This is a genomic window from Streptosporangium roseum DSM 43021 (assembly GCF_000024865.1).
GTDB lineage: Bacteria > Actinomycetota > Actinomycetes > Streptosporangiales > Streptosporangiaceae > Streptosporangium > Streptosporangium roseum.
Genome location: NC_013595.1, coordinates 9831428 through 9855810 on the forward strand (window position 1 = coordinate 9831428; position 24383 = coordinate 9855810).

Below are 24383 nucleotides of genomic sequence, written 5' to 3' on the forward strand. Positions count from 1 at the left end.
CCGCCGGGGAGGAGGTCAGTCGTCCAGGTCGTCGGCCACGGCGCGGAGCACGGCGGCGATCTTCTTGGCGTGCACGGCCTCGGGGTGCTTGCCCTTCTGGTAGGACGTGGAGACCGTGTCCAGGAGCTTGATCAGGTCTTCCACGATGACGACCATCTCGTCCGGCTTCTTGCGCTTGCCCTTGGGCTTGACGGCCTTGGCGAGCGTGGGGGGCTGGTCGATCACGCGGACCGAGAGCGCCTGCTGGCCACGGCGTCCTTCGGCGACGCCGAACTCGACCTTCTGGCCCGGCTTGAGGGAGTCCACGCCACCGGGCAGCGCGGAAGAATGCACGAAGACCTCACCGCCGTCGTCGCGGGTGAGGAAGCCGAAACCCTTGTCGGCGTCATACCACTTGACCTTGCCACTCGGCACAGGGGTGACCTCGTTCAGACTGTCGTGAAAAGGAATGGATGTAGGTTATGCCCAGCGGAGGCCGAGGGCGACCGTCTAATCAGGCCTGAATTACACCAGTGCGGCAGGGGTTCGCCAGCCGTCGAACCACTCGGCGAACTCGGTCAGATCACCGAGCACCACGTCGGCTCCGTGATCATGCAGATCCCCCGCCGGGTAGAGGCCGGTCGCCACCGCCACGCTGGCGGCGCCGCCCGCCCGTGCCGCCTCGATGTCGGCGACATGATCTCCGACATAGGCCGCCGCGCCGAAAGTCGCCAGGGCCGGGCCCTTTGCGGCCCCGAAGACCGATCCGGCGATCTCGTCCACGTCCAGGCCGAGGAATCCGACCGTCCTGGTCGCGTCGAGGGTGTTCTTCCCCGTCACCACGATGACCCGGCCGCCGGCCCGCCGTACGGCCTCGACGGCCTCGCGCGCGCCGGGCATGAGGGTGGTGACCGGGACCGCCATCGAGGGGTACAGCGACCGGAAGACGGCGACGGCCGCGGGGATCTCCTCCGGGGGCAGCCAGTTGGCCAGCTCCCACTCCAGCGGCGGCCCCAGCCTGGCCACCACCGCCGCGCTGTCGATGAACACGCCCATGCGCAGCGCCAGCTCGTCGTAGACGGCGGCGATGCCGGCGCGCGTGTCCGCGAGGGTCATGTCCAGGTCGAACCCCACCGAGCTCATCCGGTCGCTCACCGCTCCCCATCCGCTTCGCGGAGAGTCTGCTCCGCTGAACCCTCGAAGCATGCCAAATCTCTGGGAACAGAGGTAATCCCGAGCCGCTGTACGCGGCGCCACCTGCTGTGGAACCCTTTCGGGAAGAACGTGCCCACCGGGGAGGACGGCCGCGCCGAGCAGGGCGGCGGCCGTCTCGCGGCGGGCCCGGCCCTCCCGTCACGCGCGTCCCCGTCCGGCCCTCCCCGTCGCCCGCCGAGCGCCGGGTCCGGCGCGCCGAGAGCCGACGGGGCCCGCACTGGATAGGGTCAAGGGGGAGGTATCGGCAGAGAAATGACCAGATCGACGCGCGAGCGGATCATCGACGAGGCCCTGCGCCTGTTCGCCGAACGCGGCTACTCGGCGACCTCGGTGGCGGAGATCGAGGCCGCCTCCGGGCTGTCCCCCGGCGCCGGGGGGCTCTACCGGCACTTCAAGTCCAAGTACGAGGTACTGGCGGCGGCGATGAACGAGCACGCCGCCCGGACCCGGACGCAGATCGCCGAGACCCTGACCGAGATGAGCGCCGTCGACCCCTCGGTCGACATCGAGGAGCGCCTGGCGCACCTGTGCAAGGCGGGGCTGGCCAAGGTCCGCGAGGAGAGCGAGCTGACGCGCGTCTTCTTCCGCGACCTGAGCCAGTTCCCCGAGCTGGTGGCGATCGTCCGCGAAGGGCTGCTGCAACCCATGTTCGACGCGATCACCACCTGGTTCCGCGCCCAGCCCGAATACGCCGGAGCCGACCTCGACTGGCCCGGGATCGGCGCCGTGCTCGGCGGCGCGGTGGTCCACTACCGGCTTTTCCAGGACATCGTGGGCGAGCCGCCCGGACGCGCGGAGCGGGATCGTTTCGTCGCCTCCTGGGTGCGCCTGGCGCTCGGGTTGCTGCCGCGCCCGGCCGTCCAGGCGATCGGCTGAACCGGAGAGGGCCTTCGACTCCCCCTCATTCTCGGCCGATCATATGAAAACGAATTTTCCCCGACCCCCGCTCTGTCGGTAAGGCCTCCTACCATTGACGGAATGAGCACGGAGTTCACCGAGTGGCTGCGCGACCGGAGCGATGACCAGTTGCGGGCTCTCGTCGCCGTGCGACCCGAGCTCATCACCCCGGTCCCGGCACACCTGGAAGGGCTGGCCTCGCGGGCGGGCAGCCCGTCGGCGATCGGTCGCGTGCTCGACCGGCTCGACCTGTTCACGCTCTCGGTCATCGAGACGCTGGCCGTGCTCCCGTCGCCGGTCGCCCACCGGACGCTGCGCGCCCAGATGGCCCGCGCGCTGCAGGGCCCGGCGGACCCGGCTTTCCAGGCCGCGCTCAGGGAGACGGTCGAGCGGCTGCGGACCCTGGCCCTGGTCTACGGGCCCGACAAGGCGCTGGCTCCGGCCCCCGGCGTGCGGGAGGTCCTCGAAGCGCCCGCCGGGCTCGGCCCGCCGGCGGTGGAGGTGTTCAGGCACCATCCCGCCGAGCGCCTGGCCGAGCTGGTCCACGACGTCGGCGGCGCCGGCGACGGCACCAAGGAGACCCTCGCCCGGCTGCTCGGCGACCCGGAAATCGTCGGACGGCTGATCCAGGAGGTCTCGCCGCAGGCCCGGTCCGCGCTCAACGAGCTGGCGTGGGGGCCCGCAAGCGGCCGGGTGCCCAACGCGCGCCGGGAGGTGCGGGCCGCCACCGCCCAGTCGCCGATCGAGCAGCTGCTCTCCCGCGCGCTGCTCGGCGCCACCGGCGAGGAGACCGTCGTCCTGCCCCGCGAGGTCGCCCTGGCCCTGCGCGGCGGCCGGATCCACCGGGACCTCTCCCCCGTCCCTCCCGCGCTCGACGGCGCCGTGCGCGACCCGGGGCTCACCGACCGCACGGCCGCCGGGCAGGCGTTCGCGTTCACCCGCGCGGTGGAGGAGCTGTGCGAACGCTGGAGCGTCGACCCTCCCGGCGTGCTCCGCAGCGGCGGCCTGGCCGTACGCGACCTGAAGCGGACCTCGGGCCTGCTCGACCTGCCCGAGTGGGTCACGGGTCTGGTCGTCGAGGTGGCGCACGCGGCCGGGCTGGTGGCCGCCAGCGGCGCGGTGGACGGCGAATGGCTGCCCACGCCGGCCTATGACGGCTGGCGGGTGAAGGGCACCGAGGACCGCTGGACGGTCCTGGCCACGACCTGGCTCACCATGGACCGGGTGCCCGGGGTGATCGGCGAGCGTGACGAGCGCGACCGCCTGCTCAACGCCCTCCACCCCGACCTGCGCCGCTCGGCCGCCGCCGAGGTCCGCACCACCACCCTGGGCATGCTCGCCGTCGCCGGTCCCGGCCTGGCCCCCACCCTGGAGTCGGTGCGCGAGCGCCTGGCCTGGGAGCAGCCCCGCCGGCGCGGCGGCCACCGCGACCAGCTGGTGGAGTTCACGCTGCGCGAGGCGGAGCAGATCGGGGTGACCGGCCTCGGCGCGATCGTGGACCACGGCCGCGCCCTGCTCCCCGGCTGCGACCGCACGATGTCGGCGGGCCGCCTCCTGGCCCCGCTGCTGCCCGAGCCGCTCGACCACGTCCTCCTTCAGGCCGACCTGACCGCCGTGGCCCCCGGACCGCTCACCAGCGACCTGAGGCGGTGGCTGGCGCTGGCGGCCGAGGTGGAGTCCACCGGCGGCGCAACGGTCTACCGGTTCGACGAGCGGTCGATCCGGCGGGCGCTGGACGCGGGGCAGAGCGCCGACGAGATGCTGGCCATGCTGGAGCGGCACTCCACCACGCCGGTCCCGCAGCCGCTCGGCTACCTGGTCACGGACGTGGCCCGCCGCCACGGCCGGATGCGCGTCGGTACGGCGAGCGCCTACGTGCGGTGCGACGACCCCTCGCTGCTGGACGAGGTGATGGCCGACCGGCGTGCCCTCCCGCTGCGGCTGCGCCGGCTCGCCCCCACCGTGATCGCCTCCAAGACCTCCCGTCCGACCCTGGTCGACTCGCTGCGCGCGATGGGCTACGCCCCGGCCTCCGAGTCCCTGGACGGCGACGTGATCATCACCCAGCTCGACGTCCGCAGGACCGACGGCCAGCCCCTCGTCCGTTCCTCGGCCACGTTCAACGGCCTGGAGGCCGACGTCGTGGCGGCGGCCGTACGCGCCGTCCGCGCGGGCGACGCCGCGCACCGGGCACGCCGGGCGCCCGTGGACGCCCCCGGCGGCCAGGTCCCGCGTTCCCCCGCGACCGCCACCATCGTCGCGCTGCGCGAGGCCATCCGGCAGGGCTCCCAGGTCTGGATCGGCTACCTCGACTCCCAGGGCAACGCCACCAGCCGGATCCTGGAGCCCGCCCGGATGGAGGGCGGCTATCTCACCGCCTACGACGAGACCCGGGCGGCGGTGCACCGCTTCGCCCTGCACCGCATCACCGGCATCGCCGACATCAACTGACGGGGGCTCCCCGATGGATTCTCCGCCCCTGCCACGGCCCGGCCACGGCGCGTCATCCGCCCTGATGCGAGGGCTCTCCCCCCGGTCCGATTCTCGCGGGATGCGACCGCCGCCATCCGCCTGCGGTAGAAGGCACAAGCCCCATATCGTGATATTTCTTGATATTCCCGGCTCAAGAGAAGCGAGAGATTCACAGTGAGCAGCGGCACCCCCGAGGGCCCCAGCACCAACCCGGATGACTGGAAGAGCCCCTACAGCACCGGCCCCGGCCAGACACCCGGCTACGGCCAGCAACCCGGGTACGGCCAACAGCCCGGCTACGGCCAGCAGCCCGAGTACGGTCAGCAGCCCGGGTACAGCCAGCAGCCCGAGTACGGCCAGCAGCCCGGCCAGGGCTACCAGCAGCCGGGCTACGGCCAGCAGGCTCAGGGCTACGGCCAGGGCTACGGTCCGGGCTACGGCGAGCAGGGACAGGGCTACGGCCAGGGCTACGGCGAGCCGGGCTACGGCCAAGGTTACGGCGAGCAGCCCTACGGGCAGCACCAGCCGGGCTACGGCTACGGCACCCCGCCGCGACAGAACAACGACGGCGTCCGGACCCACGCGATCGTCGCGCTCGTCATCAGCATCGTGCTGGGCCTCAGCTGCTACGTCAGCCTCGGCGGCATCGCCGGAGCCATCCTGGCCGGCATCGCGCTGGGCAAGGTCGAGACCGACCCCCGGAGCGCCCGAAACCTCCTCAAGTGGACCTGGATCAGCATCGGCATCAACGTCGGGCTGCTCGTCCTGGGCATCGGCGCCCTCATCGTCGCGGGTACCAGCGGCGCGTTCGGCAGCTGAGCAGCTCTTCGGCGACCGAGCGGATCGGGGACTGCCTGGAGGCTTATCTCTGTTGGACATACGGAGCGGGGGGCGTCGAGCCGGGAACGGACCGGCAGATCCCCGTGCGAGTGCGACCATGGGCTCGCCGGCCGTACACGAGGGAGAAGTCTTTGACTGACGGACCATTGATCGTCCAATCCGACAAAACCCTGCTGCTCGAAGTCGACCACGACAGGGCCGACGAGTGCCGCAAGGCGATCGCGCCCTTCGCCGAGCTGGAGCGTGCCCCCGAGCACGTGCACACCTACCGGATCACCCCGCTGGCCCTGTGGAACGCGCGGGCCGCCGGGCACGACGCCGAGCAGGTGGTCGACGCGCTGATCGGCTACAGCCGCTACCCGGTGCCGCACGCGCTGCTGGTGGACATCGCCGAGACCATGGCGCGCTACGGCAGGCTCCGGCTGGAGAAGCATCCCGTCCACGGGCTCGTCCTGACGAGCACCGACCGGGCCGTGCTGGAGGAGGTGCTGCGCTCCAAGAAGATCCAGCCGCTGCTGGGCGAGCGGCTGGGCGCCGACGCGGTGGCGGTGCATCCGAGCGAGCGCGGCAACATCAAGCAGTACCTGCTCAAGCTGGGCTGGCCGGCCGAGGACCTGGCCGGATACGTCGACGGCGAGCACCACCCGATCACGCTGACCGAGGACGGCTGGGAGCTGCGCACCTACCAGCGTGAGGCCGCCGAGGCGTTCTGGCACGGCGGCTCGGGCGTGGTCGTGCTCCCCTGCGGCGCGGGCAAGACGATCGTGGGCGCGGCGGCGATGGCGCACGCCAAGGCCACGACGCTGATCCTGGTGACGAACACGGTCTCGGCTCACCAGTGGAAGCAGGAGCTGATCAAGCGGACCTCGCTGACCGAGGAGGAGATCGGCGAATACACCGGCACCAAGAAGGAGATCCGGCCGGTCACCATCGCCACCTACCAGGTGATGACGACCCGCAGGCAGGGCGTCTACCGCCATCTGGAGCTGTTCGACGCCCGCGACTGGGGCCTGGTCGTCTACGACGAGGTGCACCTGCTGCCCGCGCCGATCTTCCGGATGACGGCCGACCTGCAGGCCCGGCGGCGGGTGGGGCTGACCGCGACGCTCGTGCGCGAGGACGGCCGGGAGGGGGACGTGTTCTCCCTGATCGGCCCCAAGCGCTACGACGCGCCGTGGAAGGAGATGGAGAACCAGGGCTGGATCGCCCCGGCCGACTGCGTCGAGGTCCGGGTGACGCTGACCGACGACGAGCGGCTCGCCTACGCGATGGCCGAGTCCGAGGAGCGCTACCGGTTCTGCGCGACCACGCCGTCCAAGAGCCGGGTGACCGAGGCGCTGGTCCGGCGGCACCTGGACGAGCAGGTTCTGGTCATCGGGCAGTACATCGACCAGCTCGACGAGCTCGGCGAGCACCTGAACGCACCGGTGATCAAGGGCGAGACGAAGGTCAAGGAGCGGGAGCGGCTTTTCCAGGCGTTCCGTGACAAGGAGATCCAGGTTCTGGTCGTCTCCAAGGTGGCCAACTTCTCCATCGACCTGCCGGAGGCGGCGGTGGCCATCCAGGTGTCGGGCACCTTCGGCTCACGCCAGGAGGAGGCCCAGCGGCTCGGCCGGGTGCTGCGGCCCAAGGCCGACGGGGGCGGGGCCCGCTTCTACTCGGTGGTCAGCCGGGACACCGTCGACCAGGACTTCGCCGCGCACCGGCAGCGATTCCTGGCCGAGCAGGGGTACGCCTATCAGATCATCGACGCGGACGACGTGCTCGCCGGGGAATAGCCTCACAAGGCGAACACGCCGTCATCTGTGTCAATCAGGTCCACGAAATACCGCAGGCTTTCGACAAAGAAACCACCCCCTCGCTAGGCCGCGACGGCCACTGGCGACATACCCCCATGATCTGCGCGAGTCACCGGATTTGCCCGGGTTTTTCGCGTTTTTGGAACAGAATCACGGAGGGTGTCAGTACGGTTACCGAAATGCCGTGCCACTGACGGGCGAAAATCCCTTCCGGCGGCACGGGGCGTCCGGCCCTCGGCCGGAAAGGACCGGCGACTTTCGGAACACGGTGCGGAGCGGATCGGCCACAGTCGGTATGCCGGGAAGGATCCGCCCGGTCTCGGTATACCGCGTCGCGCCCGGAGTCCGGTCCCGCGGTTAATCCTTTTGAGCGCGTGGAGGCCACCGGTAAGCTAGTCGATTCGCTGCCTGATGACCACCACCTCCGTTTATCGAATGGGAGGCGCTTCCGCGTGCCCGCACATCAATTGGCCCCCGACATAACCGACGACCCGGCCGAGACCCTCGCCGCCGAACGCGAGCACCTGGCCGCCTCCAGGGCCGCGCTGCGCGCCATGCGCGAGCACGCCCAGTCCCTCTCCTCCGACGCCGCCGGAGACTGGGTCTCCCAGCAGATCCTGCAGGCGCTGCTGGACCAGCGGGTGGCGGCGCTCGCCGACCACTCCGGCACCCCGCTGTTCTTCGGCCGCCTCGACCGGGCCGTGGACGACGACCTTCCCGGCACCATCTACGTCGGGCGCAGGCACGTCCACGACGAGCGCAGCCGCCCCCTGGTGATCGACTGGCGGGCCCCGGTCTCGCGGGCCTTCTACCAGGCCAGCCCGTCCGATCCGATGGACGTCGCGCTCCGCCGCCGGTTCGGCTACCACGGCGGCGACCTGACCGCCTACGAGGACGAGCCGCTCGACCAGGGGGGCGCCCTGCAGCACAGCAGGATCCTCACCGAGGAGATCGAGCGGCCCCGCTCCGGTCCGATGCGCGACATCGTCGCCACCATCCAGCCCGACCAGGACGAGATCGTCCGCTCCGAACTGGGCCGGACCGTCTGCGTCCAGGGAGCCCCCGGCACCGGTAAGACCGCCGTCGGCCTGCACCGGGCGGCCTACCTGCTCTTCACCCACCGGGAGAAGCTCGCCCGCTCCGGCGTGATGATCGTCGGGCCCAACCGGGCCTTCCTGTCCTACATCTCCTCGGTGCTCCCCGCGCTGGGCGAGGTCAAGGTCGACCAGACCACGGTCGCCGGGATCCTGGGCGACCACTCGGCCCCCGAGGACCCCGCGGTCAGCGCGGTCAAGGGCGATGCGAGGATCGCGCCGGTGCTCAGGCGCGCCCTGTGGATGCACATCGTCAAGCCGACCGAGGGCGTGCTGTTCACCAAGGGCGTCAACCGCTACCGGGTGGCCGACCACGAGGTCCGCGAGGTCGTCGCGTCACTGCGCGGGACCACGCGTTACGGCCCCGGCCGGGCGGCTCTCGCCCAGCGGCTGGCCCACCTGGTGCTCGTCCGGATGGAGCAGCGCGGCGAGTCCCCCGACGACCGGGTCCAGGACGCGGTGGCCCGGTCCAAGCCGGTCAAGCAGCTCGTGGAGCAGGTCTGGCCCAAGCTGACCCCCCAGCAGGTGCTCCACCGGCTCTTCAGCGATCCCGAGTTCCTCGCCGCCGCGGCCAAGGACGACCTCACCGCCGCGGAGCAGGCCATGCTCCTGTGGGCCAAGCCGGCGAAGTCCCACCGCTCCGCGAAGTGGTCGGCGGCCGACGGCGCGCTGATGGACGAGCTCGGCGACCTGATCGAGCGGACCGCCCCGCTGGGACATCTGGTCGTGGACGAGGCCCAGGACCTGTCCGCGATGCAGTTGCGCGCCCTCGGCCGGCGCTGCCGTACCGGGTCTGCCACCGTGCTGGGCGACCTCGCCCAGGGCACGACTCCCTGGTCCGCCCGTTCCTGGGACGAGGTCCTCACCCACCTGGGCTTCGAGGACGGCGCGGTCACCGAGCTGACCCTCGGCTTCCGCGTCCCCCGCGAGGTGCTCGACTACGCCGCCAGGCTGCTGCCCGCCGTCGCCCCGGACCTGGCCGCGCCCCGGTCGCTCCGGCCCGGTGCGGGCTCCCTGTCGGTACGGCCCGCCACCGACCCGGCCGCGTCCCTGACGCAGGCGGTGCGGGAGGCGCTCTCCCGCGAGGGCTCGATCGGCGTCATCGTCCCGGACGCCTCGGTCGCGGCGGTGTCCGAGAGCCTGTCCCAGCTGGACCATCGTGTGCTGAGCCCCGACTCGGTGGAGGAGCACCGCCTCCTGGTCATCCCGGCGACCCTGGCCAAGGGCCTTGAGTACGACCACGTCATCGTGGTCGAGCCGGCCGACATCGTGGACGCCGAACCACGCGGCCTGGCCCGCCTCTACGTGGTCCTGACCCGCGCGGTCACCTCCCTGACCGTCCTGCACGCCAGGGAGCTCCCCGCCCTGCTCTGCTAATTTCCGATTCATGGAAATAACCGTGCGAAACGGACGGCTTGCGGACGTCGACGCGTTGCTGTCCTTCTGGATCGAGGCCGCCGAGGGGACCGACCGGCACGACGATCCGGCCAAGGTGGTCGCGCTCGTCGAGCGCGACCCCGAGGCCGTCCTCATCGCCGAGATCGGCGGGGAGACGGTCGGCACGCTGATCGCCGGCTGGGACGGCTGGCGCGCCCATCTCTACCGGCTGGCCGTCGCCCCCGCCCGCCGCCGCCAGGGGGTCGGGACCGCCCTGATCCGGGCCGCGGAGGAGCGCTTCGCGAAATTCGGCGCGTTCCGCGCCGACGCCATGGTCCTCCATGACAATGTCCTGGCGCATCACGCCTGGAGCGCCGCCGGTTATGCACCGCAGCCCCAGTGGTCACGATGGGTCAAGGCACTGAGTTAGGACCCGGGACCGGCCGTCCGGACTTCCGGAGAGGCCATGGCGGCCCCGACGGGAACGGCCTCTTTACAGCTCGCGGAGCACATGGAAAAGAATGCTGTTCGGTCGTTCGGCGCCTGATGAAACGGCGGTATTCGGCGGACAGGCGCTCGACGGTGGACGGCGACACGCGACGGACAACGGCGTGATGACCGTGACGACATGCGCTCGACGGCCCCGCGCGGCCCATATCCGCACGCGCAGACAACCGCACGGCACCCATATCCGCAGGCGGCGGACAACCGCGCGGCACCCATGACGATCCGCCGCGAGCGACGGCACAGGGCCCACGCGGGCAGGAGACGGACGACCGCGCCGGCGCGCCCGGAGGCCGGCGGGCGCGGGAAGCGGAAGCCCGCGGACACGGAAAGAGGCGGCCCCGGCACCTCGGGGTCGCCTCTTTCTGTGAAAGCGCCTGGACTTAGAAGTCCATGTCGCCGCCGCCCGGCATGGCGGGAGCGGCTCCGGCCTTCTCGGGCTTCTCGGCGATGACGGCCTCGGTGGTGAGGAAGAGCGCCGCGATGGAAGCGGCGTTCTGCAGCGCGGAGCGCGTCACCTTGGCCGGGTCGATGATGCCCGACTCGAACATGTTGACGTACTCGCCGGTGGCGGCGTTCAGGCCCTCACCCGGGGTGAGGTTGCGCACCTTCTCCACCACGACGCCGCCCTCAAGGCCGGCGTTGACGGCGATCTGCTTCAGCGGCTCCTCAAGAGCCTTCTTCACGATCGCGGCACCGGTGGCCTCGTCGCCGGACAGCTCCAGCTTGTCGAACGCCTTGGCGCCGGCCTGCAGCAGGGCCACGCCACCGCCGGGGACGATGCCCTCCTCGACGGCCGCCTTCGCGTTGCGAACGGCGTCCTCGATGCGGTGCTTGCGCTCCTTGAGCTCGACCTCGGTCGCCGCGCCGGCCTTGATGACGGCCACGCCGCCGGCCAGCTTGGCCAGACGCTCCTGGAGCTTCTCGCGGTCGTAGTCGGAGTCGGTGTTGTCGATCTCGGCGCGGATCTGGTTGACCCGGCCGGCGATCTGCTCGGCGTCGCCGCCACCGTCGACGATGGTGGTCTCGTCCTTGGTGACGATGACCTGGCGGGCGCGGCCGAGCTGGTCCAGCGTGGTGGACTCCAGCTTGAGGCCGAGGTCCTCGCTGATGACCTGGGCACCGGTCAGGATGCCGATGTCGCCCAGCATGGCCTTGCGGCGGTCACCGAAGCCCGGCGCCTTGACCGCGACCGAGCGGAACAGGCCACGGATCTTGTTGACGACCAGGGTGGCCAGGGCCTCGCCCTCGATGTCCTCGGCGATGATCAGCAGCGGCTTGCCGGCCTGCACGACCTTGTCGAGGACCGGGAGCAGGTCCTTGTTGGCGGAGATCTTGGAGTTGACGACGAGGATGTACGGGTCGTCGAGGACGGCCTCCATACGCTCCGGGTCGGTGACGAAGTAGGGCGAGATGTAGCCCTTGTCGAAGCGCATGCCCTCGGTGAGCTCAAGCTCCAGGCCGAAGGTGTTGCTCTCCTCGACGGTGATGACACCTTCCTTGCCGACCTTGTCCATCGCCTCGGCGATCATCTCGCCGATCTGCGGGTCGCCCGCGGAGATGGAGGCGGTGGAGGCGATCTGCGCCTTCGTCTCCACGTCCTTGGCCAGCTTGGAGAGCTCCTCGGAGACGCGCTCGACGGCGGCCTCGATGCCCTTCTTCAGGGACATCGGGTTGGCGCCGGCGGCGACGTTGCGGAGGCCCTCACGTACGAGAGCCTGGGCGAGCACGGTGGCGGTGGTGGTGCCGTCGCCCGCGACGTCGTCGGTCTTCTTGGCGACTTCCTTGACGAGCTCGGCCCCGATCTTCTCCCACGGGTCCTCGAGCTCGATCTCCTTGGCGATGGAGACACCGTCGTTGGTGATCGTGGGTGCGCCCCACTTCTTCTCCAGGACGACGTTACGGCCCTTGGGGCCGAGGGTCACCTTGACGGCGTCCGCGAGCTGGTTCATACCGCGCTCGAGACCGCGCCGGGCGTCCTCGTCAAACGCGATCATCTTGGCTGCCATACGGCTAGACCTCCCAAACGCAGGGTGGCTTGCACCGGATCGAGCCGACGCCCGCGACGGCATGTGGACCCGCGACTCCGTTCGGCGGGTCCCATCGTCTCGATCCAGGGTTGGCACTCTCCAACAGGGAGTGCCAACGAACTGTTTAGCACTCTACCTTGCCGAGTGCAAGCCGTGACGCCCTGACCTGCGTCCAGCTTAGAACGAGGGGCCGCGTTCAGAGCGAAGGCCCGGCCCACCGGTTGGAACGGCGGGCCGGGCCGACATGCAGGAAGATCCGCGCGGACTGCGCTGCCACGGGAGCTTCCGGCATTTCCCGACGAATGGATGGAACGGTCGCGTCAGACCGCCCTGACGGATTCCGCCTGGGGGCCCTTCTGCCCCTGAGTGATCTCGAACTCGACCCGCTGGCCCTGCTCGAGTGCACGATAGCCATCCATCATGATCGCGGAGTAATGGACGAACACATCCTTACCACCGTCTACCGCGATGAAGCCGTAGCCCTTGTCCGCGTTGAACCATTTGACGGTGCCTTGCGCCACTTCCGACTCCTCTTACTGGACTTGAGGACATCGCCCATTCCTCGCGCGAAGTCCGCAATCTCCGAGGCGTAGACATCGCCTACGTCGATCGTTCTCGACCATACCTGTGGGACACCGTAGGGCAACAGAGTCAATCTGAGAACTACCGCTTTACGTACGCATTCAGGGCCGGGGACGAGTTTTGACGGTGCGATTAATTGGTTAAAAATTGCATCATATCTCGTGGCACAGATATGAGCTGACGTCACAAAACACGACACCCGCACGCGGTCAGGCCGCGCGCGGGTGTCGTGGAGAGGCGGTGTGGGCGCCGGGGGATCAGCCCCCCGCGACCGCCGGGATGATGGAGACCTGAACGCCGGACGGCGTGGCGGTGTCAAGGTTGTCCACGAAACGGACGTCCTCATCTCCGACGTAGACGTTGACAAAACGGCGAATCTTGCCCGTTTCATCAAGAATGCGCGCACCGATGCCGGGGAAGTCGGCGTCGAGCTTCTGCAGAACATCCCGCAGGGTCTCGCCCTCTCCGGTCACCTCGGCGGAGCCGTCGGTGTAGGTCCGGAGAATCGTCGGAATCCGCACAGAAACGCTCATAATTCAGTACCTTTCACGAGTTTCTAGGCGATAGCCGTACGGAAAGCGTCAAGAGACGGCCGGATGACGGCGGTGGGGCGAGCGTGGTCCGCCACGGCGTCGAGGGTCTTGAGCCCGTCGCCGGTGTTGAGGACCACGGTCTCGGCCTCCGGGTCGAGCTTTCCCTCGGCGACCAGCTTGCGCAGCACGCCGACGGTGACGCCGCCCGCGGTCTCGGCGAAGATCCCCTCGGTCCTGGCCAGCAGCCGGATCGCGTCGACGACCTCGGCGTCGGTGACGTCCTCCACCGCGCCGCCGGTGCGCCGGGCGATGTCCAGCACGTAGGGGCCGTCGGCCGGGTTGCCGATCGCCAGCGACTTGGCGATGGTGTCCGGCTTGACCGGCCTGATCACGTCGTGGCCGGCCTTGTAGGCGGCGGAGACCGGGGAGCACCCCTCGGCCTGGGCGGCGAAGATCTTGTAGGGCCTGTCCTCGACGAGCCCGAGCGCGATCAGCTCCTTGAACGCCTTGTCGATCTTCGTGAGCTGCGAGCCGGACGCGACCGGGATGACGATCTGGTCGGGGATGCGCCAGCCGAGCTGCTCGGCGATCTCGTAGGCCAGGGTCTTGGAGCCCTCGGCGTAGTAGGGCCGGAGGTTGACGTTGACGAAGCCCCACTTGTCGCCCAGCTCGTCGCCGATGAGCTCGGAGCAGAAGCGGTTCACGTCGTCGTAGGTGCCCTCGATGCCGACGAGCTTGCCGCCGTACACCGAGGCCATGACGATCTTGGCCTCCTCCAGGTCCGCGGGGATGAACACGCAGGCGTCCAGACCGGCCCGGGCGGCGGCCGCGGTCACCGCGCCGGCCAGGTTGCCGGTGGAGGAGCAGGAGAGGGTGTGGAAACCGAAGTTGCGGGCCGCCTCGACGGCAATGGCCACCACGCGGTCCTTGAAGGAGTGCGTGGGGTTGCCGGAGTCGTCCTTCACGTGCAGGGAGCGGATGCCCAGCTCGCGGGCGAGGTTGTCGGCCTTGACCAGCTTGGTCCAGCCGGGCGCCATGTTGGGCTTGGCCGCCACGTCCGCCGGGACGGGCAGCAGCGAGCGGTAACGCCAGATGTTCGTCGGCCCCTCGGCGATCTGCTCCCGGGTCACCCGTCCGAAGTCGTAGGCGATCTCGAGAGGCCCGAAACACTCGATACAGGCGAAGTTGGGGCCGAGGTCGTAGCGGGCGCCGCATTCGCGACAGGACAGGGCTGCGGCGGGACCGAAGGGCTTGCTCCGCGCGTCTTCGACGCGGCCGAGCGAGGTGGTGGTTTCAGTGCTTGCGAGCGCCATGAAGCGAGGCCTTTCCCTCATCTTCGTCTGCGACCACCCTGGTCACAGACCGGAATTGGCACCTGTCCCGGCCGACCTCGTCAGAAAAACGAGTCTTGAACCGGGAGGGTTGCCGGGGCTTCGCAGGGCCGGTCCCTCCACCCCTCTGGATGAGCAAATATTCAGTTATGAACCTGACGAGCAGGTCTTACGCACTCTACCTCGCCTTGCGGTCATCCTGACCAGGTGTCTCACTCCGCGAGATGTAGCGTGTTACCTGTCGGACAGCCTCGCCGGGGTCGTCGGCCGTGAAACGCACCGCCCGCACCCGTCCGAACCCGCTCACCTCGTACGGCTCGCGCAGCCGTACGACCAGGTTCGTCATCCCGCCGACCTCGACCGAGAGCGTCCCCCCCACCATCTCGGCAAGCTTGCTCTGCCCCTTGCTCACCCGCTCCGCACGGACCGACTCGATCAGCCGGACCGGGATCACGACGTCCAGGAGGCCGCCGAACCGGATCCGCAGCCGCTCGCCGTCCACGGCGTGGGGATAGACCCACAGCGAGGCGATGAAACCGAGGCTCCAGACCGCGGCGGCCACCATCAGCGCCAGATGCGCCCACCGGGCCCACGCCCAGGGCAGCAGGTGATGGACCACCACCAGCTCCAGCGGCGACGTCACCACCATCGCCCACAGGACCACGCGCAGCCCCCGGTCGTAACCGATCGCCGCGCCGTCCTCCGGAACGTCCACCCGCCGCCGGACCGCCGGCCACAGTGCCGAGATCGCCTTCATGGCCCGAGTGAAGCGGTTGACGCTACGGCAAGGTCAAGTGGTCACCGCCGTACGTCCCTGCCGCGGGCGGGCGGAGCCCCCGCCAGGCTCACGATCGCCCGCCCGGCGGGAGCCCCGTCCTCCCTCGGACCTTCACCTTGGAGGCACGGCTTGGAGGCGCGGCGGAAGAGGGGGCCGGGAGCGGGTTACGGTGCCTTGTACTTCAGGGTGTAGGGGCTGGAGCCGTTCGCCGAGACCACGCGGTAGCGGTAATAGCCGGGCGTGCCGGTGTAGCTGATCTTCTCGTCGGGGCTCGGGCTGTCGGCGGTGGCGACGACGCTCCAGTTACGGCCGTTCCACTTCTGGAGGTAGAGATCGAAATCGACGCCGTCGTTGGCGTCCAGGCAGCCGGCGTGCACACCGGTGACGGTCGAGCGGTAGTAGCGGTTGTTCGGCTGGTAGACGGACTGCCCGCTCTTCAGCGTGCCGGTGACGCTCTGCGGATAGCCGGTGCAGGTGCCCGTGCCCGGCGGAGTGCCGGTGCCGGGCGGAGTGCCCGTGCCGGGCGGCGTACTCGTGCCCGGGGGCGTACTCGTGCCCGGCGGGGTGGTGGCGTCGGTCACCAGGGTCAGGCCGTAGGTCGCGAGGATCTCCCCGATCGGCTGGAAGTAGGTGACCCCGCCGGAGGTGCAGTCGCCGGAGCCACCGGAGGTGACGCCCTGCGCCTGGTCGATGGCGATGAACGAGCCACCGGAGTCGCCCGGCTCGGCGCAGACGGTGGTGCGGGTCACCTCGGAGACCGTGCCCTGCGGGTAGGTGACGCTGGTGTCACGCTGCTGGATGGTGCCGCAGTGCCAGCCGGTGGTGGAGCCGGACCGGCAGACCGAGGCCCCCTCGACCGCCACCCTGGAGCCGGCGACGGTCACGGTGCCGCCGCTGCCGTTCTTCACCAGCGGCTTGGGCGTCCAGTCGCCGTTCACCGCCACCCAGGCATAGTCGCTGCCCGGGAAGCTCGACCCCTCGAAGACGCCCTGGGCGGCCCGGTTGACGCCGGTGGTGGTGGCACCGACCTTGCCGCAGTGCCCGGCGCTGACGAAGCCCTTCTGGGCCCCGCGGGTCACCGAGAAGCCGACCGAGCAGCGGCTCGCGCTGCCGATGTAGTAAGCCTCCCCGCCCACCACGTCGCCGAGGGGGCGAGGTTGCTCGTCGGACGACACCACCCGGACCGCGACCGGGTCCACACCGGCGTTCTCCAGGATGTTCGTGGTCGTCGTGACCGCCGTGGAGAGGACGACGACCTTGTTGATCTTCGTGTCGATGTAGCGCACGCTCCCTGTCTCCTGGCGGGTGGGCAGCGCCTGGTCGATGTGCTTCTTGACCGCCTGGAGGTCCGACAGCGACCGGGTGACAATCTCGGCACGGGCGCCCGCGGCGACGATCAAGGCGATGTCGGCGGGGCTGGTGGTGGCCACCACCAGGGTCTGCGCGACGCTTCCCGCGAACCAGGCGCCGCCGAACCGGCTGCCGAGCTGCCCGCGTAGCCGCTCCTCGATCGGTGTCATGCGGGCCTCGTTGCGCAGACGGGTCTCGGCCTCCTCTCTGGTGAGTCCGAGGTCGCGCTGGAGTGCTTCGATCATGCCCGGCGGCGGTTTTCTCGCGGCCGCGACCGCTTGGGCCTCCGCTGTCCGGGCCTGGGCGACAGCCGGGGCGGCCGTCAGCGTGAGCACGGTGATCGTCAGAACGCATCCCGTGGTGATGGCGTGTCTGCTGGGCATGGATCTCTCCTCGACCTCGGCTTTTCAAGCGTGAGGGGGGAGCGTGCCTCGCATCACAGACTGATCATGCGATGTGGGCAACGCCACCTTAATCCAGCCGTTACCGGTCAAGGCCGCAAAAGCCCCGCGCCACGCGGACGACGATTTCGAACGAGGTCCACCAGCGCTTCCGGCCTCCCGCGGTGGGGGTCCGGAAACGGATTACGGTGCCTTGTAGCCCAGGGTGTAGGGGCTGGAGCCGTTCGAGGAGGGCACGCGGTAGCGGTAGTGGCCGGGCGTGCCGGTGTAGCTGATCTTCTCGTCGGGGCTCGGGCTGTCGGCGGTGGCGACGGTGTCCCAGCCGCGGCCGTTCCACTTCTGGAGATAGAGGTCAAGATCAACGCCGTCGTCGGCGTCCAGGCAGCCGGCATGCACACCGGCGACGGTCGAGCGGTAGTGACGGTTGTTCGGCTGGTAGACGGACTGCCCGTTGCTCAGGGTGCCGGTGATGGTCTGCTCGTAGCCGGTGCAGGTGCCCGTGCTCAACGGCGGAGGGTTGCCCGCGGTGGTCACCAGGCTCAGGCCGTAGGTCGTGAGGATCTCCCCGATCGGCTGGAAGTAGGTGACCCCGCCGGAGGTGCAGTCGCCGGAGCCGCCGGAGGTGACCCCTTGTGCCTGGTCGATGGCGATGAACGAACCGCCGGAGTCACCTGGCTCGGCGCAGACATTGGTACGGGTCACCTCGGAGACCGTGCCCTGCGGGTAGGTGACGCTGACGTTGCGCTGCTGGATGGTGCCGCAGTGCCAGCCGGTGGTGGAGCCGGACCGGCAGACCGAGGCCCCCTCGATGGCCTCTTTCGAGCCGGCGACGGTCACGGTGCCGCCGGTGCCGTTGTCCACCAGCGGCTTGGGCGTCCAGTCGTCGTTCACCGCCACCCAGCCGAAATCGCTCTCGGGGAAGTTCGACGCCTGGAAGACCCCCTGCGCGACCCGGTTGAACCCGACGGTGGCGGCACCGACCTTGCCGCAGTGCCCGGCACTGACGAACCCGTTCTGGGCCCCGCGCAACACCGAGAAGCCGACCGAGCAGCGACTCGTGCTGCCGATGTAGTAAGGGGTGCCGCCCTGCAGGTCGGAGAGGGGGCGGGGTTGCTCGTCGGACGGCACCACCCGCACCGCGACCGGATCCACACCGGCGGCTTCGATGAGGCTTCTGGTCGCCGAGGGCGCGTCGGACAGGATGACGACCTTGTTGGCCTTCACGTCGACATAGCGCACCCGCCCGTTCGGGTGGGTGGACAGGGCCGCGTCAACCTCCTCGACTGTCGCGTCGAGCTCCGCCATCGACCGGTCGACGACCTCCCCCCGCGCGCCCGCGGCGCGGATCTGGGGAATGTCGGCGGAGCTGGTGGTGGCCACCACGAGGCCCTGTGCGGTGATCCCCGTGAACCAGGAGCCGCCGAACCGGTCACCGAGCCTCCGGCGGAGCTTCGCCTCGACCGGCCTCAGGCGGGCCTCGTTGAGCAGGCGGGTCTGCGCCTGCTCCCTGGTGAGTCCGAGGTCGCGCTGGAGTGCCTCGATCATGCCCGGCGGCGGTTGCCGGGCGGACAGGACCACTGAGGTGTTCACGGTGGGAGATGTGGCGACAGCCGGGGCGGCCGTCAGCGTGAGCGCGGTGATCGTCAGAACGCATCCCGTGGTGATGACGTGTCTGCGGGACATGGATCTCTCCTCGACCTCGGCTTTCCAGGCATGAGGGGGGAGAACGCCGCGTATCGCTGGTTGATCACACGATGCGGGCAGCGCCACCTTAATCCAGCCGTTGCCGATCAAGGCCGCAAAAGCCCCGCGCCACGCGGACGATGATTTCCAACCCCGCCTCCCCGCGAAGGCGGACGACGATTTCCAGCCTCCGCCTCCCCGCGGAGGCGAACGACGATCTTCAACCCCCGCCTCCCCCGCGGAGGCGAACGACGATCTCCAACCCCCGCCTCCCCGGGGAGAAGCACCGTGGACCGGCTCGCCCTCCCCGGGCTCGCCGCCGCCCGTCAGGATCAGAAGCCGTAGGCGTGACCGGACGGGGCGCGCAGTCGATGATCAGCACGGCGGAAGGGCGGGACAGTCAGCGTCACGGCGACTTGTAGCCCAGGACGTAAGGGCTGAAGCCGCTTGAGGAGAGCACGCGGTAGCGGTAGTGGCCGGGCGTGCCGGTGTAGCTGATCTTCTCGTCGGGGCTCGGGCTGTCGGCGGTGGCGACGGTGTCCCAGTTATGGCCGTTCCACTTCTGGAGATAGAGGTCGAAGTCGACGCCGTCGTAGGCGTCCAGGCAGCCGGCATGCACACCGGCGACGGTCGAGCGGTAGTGACGGGTCTTCGGCTGGTAGACGGACTGCCCGCTCTTCAGCGTGCCGGTGATGGTCTGCTCGTAGCCGGTGCAGGTCCCCGTGCTCAACGGCGGAGGGTTGCCCGCCGTGGTCACCAGGCTCAGGCCGTAGGTCGTGAGGATCTCCCCGATCGGCTGGAAGTAGGTGACCCCGCCGGAGGTGCAGTCGCCGGAGCCACCGGAGGTGACGCCCTGCGCCTGGTCGATGGCGATGAACGAGCCACCGGAGTCGCCCGGCTCGGCGCAGACATTGGTACGGGTCACCTCGGAGACCGTGCCCTGCGGGTAGGTGACGCTGACGTTGCGCTGCTGGATGGTGCCGCAGTGCCAGCCGGTGGTGGAACCGGACCGGCAGACCGAGACACCCTCGACCGCCTCTCTGGAGCCGGCGACGGTCACGGTGCCGCCCGTGCCGTTGTCCACCAGCGGCTTGGGCGTCCAGTCGTCGTTCACCGCCACCCAGCCGAAATCGCTCTCGGGGAAGTTCGACGCCTGGAAGACCCCCTGCGCGACCCGGTTGAACCCGACGGTGGCGGCACCGACCTTGCCGCAGTGCCCGGCACTGACGAACCCGTTCTGGGCCCCGCGCAACACCGAGAAGCCGACCGAGCAGCGACTCGTGACACCGACGTAGTAAGGCGTGCCGCCCACCACGTCGGAGAGGGGGCGGGGTTGCTCATCGGACGGCAGCACGCTCACCACGCTCGCGTCCACGTCGGCGGCTTCGATGAGGTCCTCGGTCGTCGCAGGGTCCACGGCGAGGACGACGACCTTGTGGCTCCGCACGTCGACGTAGCGCACGCTCCCCCCGCGCGGGTCCGCGGGCAGGACCTCGTCGAGTTTCTCCTTGATCGCGTCGAGCTCCGCCAGCGACCGGTCGACGACCTCCCCCCGCGCGCCCGCGGCGAGGATCTGGGGAATGTCGTCGGCGCTGGTGGTGGCCACCACGAGGGTCTGCGCGATGCTTCCCGCGAACCAGGAGCCGCCGAACCGGGCGCCGAGCCTCCGGCGGAGCTTCGCCTCGACCGGTCTCATGCGGGCCTCGTTGAGCAGGCGGGTCTGCGCCTGCTCCCTGGTGAGTCCGAGGTCGCGCTGGAGTGCCTCGACCATGCCCGGCGGCGGTTGCCTCACGGCCACCACCGCCGAGGTCTCCACCGTCCGGGGCTGGGCGACCGCCGGGGCGGCCGTCAGCGTGAGCGCGGTGATCGTCAGAACGCATCCCGTGGTGATGGCATGTCTGCGGGACATGGGCCTCTCCTCGACCTCGGCTTTGCAGGCATGAGGGGGGAGAACGCCGCGTATCGCTGGTTGATCACACGATGCGGGCAGCGCCACCTTAATCCAGCCGTTGCCGATCAAGGCCGCAAAAGCCCCGCGCCACGCGGACGACGATTTCCAACCCCGCCTCCCCGGATGGTCGGCCCGGGGCGGGGACGGGTCACGGTGACTTGTAGCCCAGGCTGTAGGGGCTGGAGCCGCTGGAGGAGAGCACGCGGTAGCGGTAGTAGCCGGGCGTGCCGGTGTAGCTGATCTTCTTGTCCGACCCCAGATCGTCGGCGGTGGCGACGGTGTCCCAGCTACGGCCGTTCCATTTCTGGAGGTAGAGATCGAAGTCGACGCCGTCGTTGGCGTCCAGGCAGCCGGCGTGCACACCGGCGACGGTCGAGCGGTAGTGACGGCTGCTCGGCTGGTAGACGAACTGCCCCCTGTTCAGGGTGCCGGTGATGGTCTGCGTGTAGCCGGTGCAGGTCCCCGCACTCGGCGGCGCGACGGTGGTGCTGTCGGTCACCAGGCTCAGGCCGTAGGTCGTGAGGATCTCACCGATCGGCTGGAAATAGGTGATACCGCCGGAGGTGCAGTCGCCGGAGCCGCCGGAGGTCACCCCCTGCGCCTGGTCGATGGAGATGAACGAGCCGCCGGAGTCGCCCGGCTCGGCGCAGACGTTGGTGCGGACCAGTTCGAAGACCGTGCCCTGCGGGTAGGTGATGCTGGCGTTGCGCTGCTGGATGGTGCCGCAGTGCCAGTCGGTGGTGGAGCCGGACCGGCAGACCGAGGCTCCCTCGATGGCCTCCTTGGAGCCGGCGACGGTCACGGTGCCGCCCGTGCCGTTGTCCACCAGCGGCTTGGGCGTCCAGTCGTTGTTCACCGCCACCCAGCCGAAGTCGCTGTCCGGGAAGTTCGACGCCTGGAAGACCCCCTGCGCGACCCGGTTGAACCCGGTGGTGTTGGCGCCGGTCTTGCCGCAGTGGCCGGCGCTGATGAAGCCGTTCTGGGTCCCGCGGGTCACCGAGAACCCGACCGAGCAGCGACTCGTGACACCGACGTAGTAAGGCGTGCCGCCCACCAGGTCGTGAAAGAGCCGGGGCTGCTCCTTGGACGGCACCACCCGTATCCCGTCGGTGTCCACGCCGATGGCCTCGATGTCGTGCTCGGTCGCCTCGGACTCCGAGGACAGGACGGCGACCTTGTTGTTGCGCACGTCGACGTAGCGCACCCGCCCGGCGTGGGGACGGATGGCCAGGGTCGAGTCGAGCTCCTTTTTGATCACCTGGAGTTCCTTCAGCGACCGGCTGACGACCTCGGGCCGGACGCCCAGCGCCGTGAGCCGGGGAATGTCGTCGGCGCTGGTGGTGGCCACCACCAGCGTCCGCGCCGTGATCCCCGCATACCAGGCACCGCCGAAACGGTCACCGAGCTGCCCGCGGATCTGCGCCTCGATCGGTGCCAGACGGGCCTCGTTGGCCAGGCGTTCCTCGGCCTCCTGTCTACTGAGTCCGAGGTCGCGCTGGAGTGCCTCGATCATGCCCGGCGGTGATTGCCGGGCGGACGGAACGGCTGGGGCGCTCACGATGGGAGATGTGGCGACAGCCGGGGCGGCCGTCAGCGTGAGCGCGGTGATCGTCAGAACGCATCCCGTGGTGATGACGTGTCTGCGGGACATGGATCTCTCCTCGACCTCGGCTTTCCAGGCATGAGGGGGGAGAACGCCGCGTATCGCTGGTTGATCACACGATGCGGGCAGCGCCACCTTAATCCAGCCCTTGCCGATCAAGGCCGCAAAAGCCCCGCGCCACGCGGACGACGATTTCCAACCCTCGGGGAGAAGCAGCGTGAACGGCTCGCCCCTCCCCGGACACCCCTGCTCATCCCGTAGAGGTCAGGGTCCTGGACGTGTTCGCGCGTCCGGACGGTCAGCCCGGCGCGGGGGCGGGTTGCGGCGCCCTGTAGCCCAGGCTGTAGGGGCTGAAGCCCCTTGAGGAGAGCACGCGGTAGCGGTAGTGACCGGGCGTGCCGGTATAGCTGATCTTCTTGTGACCCCCCAGGCCGTCGGCGGTGGCGACGGTGTTCCAGCCGCGGCCGTTCCATTTCTGGAGGAAGAGGTCGAAGTCGACGCCGTCGTAAGCGTCCAGGCAGCCGGCGTGCACACCGGCGACGGTCGAGCGGTAGTGACGGCTTTTCGGCTGGTAGACGAACTGCCCGTTGTTCAGGGTGCCGGTGACGGTCTGCTCGTAGCCGGTGCAGGTCCCCGTGCTCGGCGGCGGAGGACTGTCCGTGGTGGTCACCAGGGTCAGGCCGTAGGTCGTGAGGATCTCACCGATCGGCTGGAAATAGGTGACGCCGCCGGAGGTGCAGTCGCCGGAACCACCGGAGGTCACCCCCTGCGCCTGGTCGATGGAGATGAACGAGCCGCCGGAGTCACCGGACTCGGCGCAGACGTTGGTGCGGACCAGCTCGAAGACCGTGCCCTGCGGGTAGGTGATGCTGGCGTTGCGCTGCTGGATGATGCCGCAGTGCCAGTCGGTGGTGGAGCCGGACCGGCAGACCGAGGCCCCCTCGATGGCCTCTTTCGAGCCGGCGACGGTCACGGTGCCGCCCGTGCCGTTGTCCACCAGCGGCTTGGGCGTCCAGTTGCCGTTGACGGCCACCCAGCCGAAATCGCTGTCCGGGAAGTTCGACGCCTGGAAGACGCCCTGCGCGACCCGGTTGAAGCCATCGGTGGCATTTCCCACCTTGCCGCAGTGGCCGGCGCTGATGAAGCCGTTCTGGGTCCCGCGGGTCACCGAGAACCCGACCGAGCAGCGACTCGTGACACCGACGTAGTAAGGCGTGCCGCCCACCAGATCGTGGAAGAGCCGGGGCTGCTCCTTGGACGGCACCACCCGCACCGCCTCCGTGTCCACGCCGGCGGCCTCGATACCGTGCTCGGTCGCCTCGGACTCCGAGGACAGGACGGCGACCTTGTTGTTGCGCACGTCGACGTAGCGCACCCGCCCGGCATTGGGACGGGTGGCCAGGGTCGAGTCGAGCTCCTTTTTGATCACCTGGAGTTCCTTCAGCGACCGGCTGACGACCTCGGGCCGGACGCCCAGCGCCGTGAGCCGGGGAATGTCGTCGGCGCTGGTGGTGGCCACCACCAAGGTCCGCGCCGTGATCCCCGCATACCAGGCACCGCCGAAACGGTCACCGAGCTGCCCGCGGACCTGCGCCTCGATCGGTGCCAGACGGGCCTCGTTCTCCAGGCGTTCCCCGGCCTGCTCCTTGGTGAGTCCGAGGTCGCGCTGGAGTGCCTCGATCATGCCCGGCGGTGATCGCCGTACGGCCGCGACCGCCGGGGTCTCCACCGTCTGAGGTTGGGCGACCGCCGGGGCGGCCGTCAGCGTGAGCGCGGTGATCGTCAGAACGCATCCCGTGGTGATGGCATGTCTGCGGGACATGGGCCTCTCCTCGACCTCGGCTTTGCAGGCATGAGGGGGGAGAACGCCGCGTATCGCTGGTTGATCACACGATGCGGGCAGCGCCACCTTAATCCAGCCCTTGCCGATCAAGGCCGCAAAAGCCCCGCGCCACGCGGACGAC

At 69.7% G+C, this 24383-nt stretch carries 18 protein-coding genes and 1 riboswitch; of the genes, 6 read left to right on the forward strand and 12 right to left on the reverse strand.

Features of this window, described 5'->3' with window-relative positions; genetic code table 11:
* Positions 1 to 15: 15 nt before the first annotated feature.
* Positions 16 to 414: a cold-shock protein gene (locus SROS_RS42975; RefSeq protein WP_012895261.1), complete on the reverse strand. Its 399-nt coding sequence runs from the start codon at positions 412 to 414 to the stop codon at positions 16 to 18.
* Positions 415 to 504: 90 nt separating this feature from the next.
* Complete coding sequence (locus SROS_RS42980) at positions 505 to 1134, reverse strand: HAD family hydrolase (RefSeq protein ID WP_245564491.1); 630 nt, start codon at positions 1132 to 1134, stop codon at positions 505 to 507.
* A 312-nt stretch (positions 1135 to 1446) separates the two neighbouring features.
* On the opposite strand from SROS_RS42980, the gene SROS_RS42985 reads away from it, so the two are divergent.
* The 6 genes from SROS_RS42985 (at position 1447) to SROS_RS43010 (ending at position 10103) form a co-directional block, all read left to right on the forward strand.
* Positions 1447 to 2070: a TetR/AcrR family transcriptional regulator gene (locus SROS_RS42985; protein WP_012895263.1), complete on the forward strand. Its 624-nt coding sequence runs from the start codon at positions 1447 to 1449 to the stop codon at positions 2068 to 2070.
* Positions 2071 to 2172: 102 nt separating this feature from the next.
* Positions 2173 to 4542 carry a helicase-associated domain-containing protein gene (locus tag SROS_RS42990; protein ID WP_012895264.1) on the forward strand — a complete coding sequence of 790 codons (2370 nt, stop codon included), beginning with the start codon at positions 2173 to 2175 and terminating at the stop codon, positions 4540 to 4542.
* A 195-nt stretch (positions 4543 to 4737) separates the two neighbouring features.
* Positions 4738 to 5382 (forward strand): hypothetical protein, encoded by a 645-nt coding sequence (locus tag SROS_RS51865; protein ID WP_012895265.1) that lies wholly within the window; start codon positions 4738 to 4740, stop codon positions 5380 to 5382.
* A gap of 152 nt (positions 5383 to 5534) precedes the next feature.
* Entirely contained in the window at positions 5535 to 7181 is a 1647-nt protein-coding gene (locus tag SROS_RS43000; RefSeq protein ID WP_012895266.1) for a DNA repair helicase XPB, read from the forward strand.
* 473 nt (positions 7182 to 7654) lie between these two features.
* A complete protein-coding gene (locus SROS_RS43005; RefSeq protein ID WP_012895267.1) occupies positions 7655 to 9673 on the forward strand; it encodes a HelD family protein in 2019 nt (672 codons plus the stop codon).
* A gap of 22 nt (positions 9674 to 9695) precedes the next feature.
* Positions 9696 to 10103 (forward strand): GNAT family N-acetyltransferase, encoded by a 408-nt coding sequence (locus SROS_RS43010; RefSeq protein WP_218919777.1) that lies wholly within the window; start codon positions 9696 to 9698, stop codon positions 10101 to 10103.
* 457 nt (positions 10104 to 10560) lie between these two features.
* Here the strand turns inward: SROS_RS43010 and groL are convergent, their stop codons facing one another.
* The 10 genes from groL to SROS_RS43060 form a co-directional block, all read right to left on the reverse strand.
* A complete protein-coding gene (gene groL / locus SROS_RS43015) occupies positions 10561 to 12186 on the reverse strand; it encodes a chaperonin GroEL (RefSeq protein ID WP_012895269.1) in 1626 nt (541 codons plus the stop codon).
* A 341-nt stretch (positions 12187 to 12527) separates the two neighbouring features.
* Positions 12528 to 12728, reverse strand: coding sequence for a cold-shock protein (locus tag SROS_RS43020; protein WP_012895270.1), 201 nt, complete (start codon positions 12726 to 12728; stop codon positions 12528 to 12530).
* A 318-nt stretch (positions 12729 to 13046) separates the two neighbouring features.
* On the reverse strand, positions 13047 to 13322 hold the full coding sequence (locus SROS_RS43025) for a MoaD/ThiS family protein (protein WP_012895271.1): 276 nt from the start codon (positions 13320 to 13322) through the stop codon (positions 13047 to 13049).
* Positions 13323 to 13345: 23 nt separating this feature from the next.
* On the reverse strand, positions 13346 to 14635 hold the full coding sequence (gene thrC / locus SROS_RS43030) for a threonine synthase (protein ID WP_012895272.1): 1290 nt from the start codon (positions 14633 to 14635) through the stop codon (positions 13346 to 13348).
* A gap of 14 nt (positions 14636 to 14649) precedes the next feature.
* Positions 14650 to 14791: riboswitch (SAM riboswitch) on the reverse strand.
* A gap of 40 nt (positions 14792 to 14831) precedes the next feature.
* Complete coding sequence (locus SROS_RS43035) at positions 14832 to 15410, reverse strand: hypothetical protein (protein WP_012895273.1); 579 nt, start codon at positions 15408 to 15410, stop codon at positions 14832 to 14834.
* A 185-nt stretch (positions 15411 to 15595) separates the two neighbouring features.
* Positions 15596 to 17164 carry a S1 family peptidase gene (locus SROS_RS43040; RefSeq protein ID WP_012895274.1) on the reverse strand — a complete coding sequence of 523 codons (1569 nt, stop codon included), beginning with the start codon at positions 17162 to 17164 and terminating at the stop codon, positions 15596 to 15598.
* A 201-nt stretch (positions 17165 to 17365) separates the two neighbouring features.
* Positions 17366 to 18865 (reverse strand): S1 family peptidase, encoded by a 1500-nt coding sequence (locus tag SROS_RS43045; protein WP_012895275.1) that lies wholly within the window; start codon positions 18863 to 18865, stop codon positions 17366 to 17368.
* Positions 18866 to 19271: 406 nt separating this feature from the next.
* Positions 19272 to 20774, reverse strand: a complete 1503-nt coding sequence (locus SROS_RS43050) for a S1 family peptidase (protein ID WP_012895276.1) — start codon at positions 20772 to 20774, stop codon at positions 19272 to 19274.
* 190 nt (positions 20775 to 20964) lie between these two features.
* Positions 20965 to 22467, reverse strand: coding sequence for a S1 family peptidase (locus SROS_RS43055; RefSeq protein WP_012895277.1), 1503 nt, complete (start codon positions 22465 to 22467; stop codon positions 20965 to 20967).
* Between the two features lie 250 nt (positions 22468 to 22717).
* Positions 22718 to 24241: a S1 family peptidase gene (locus SROS_RS43060; protein ID WP_012895278.1), complete on the reverse strand. Its 1524-nt coding sequence runs from the start codon at positions 24239 to 24241 to the stop codon at positions 22718 to 22720.
* Positions 24242 to 24383 lie beyond the last annotated feature (142 nt).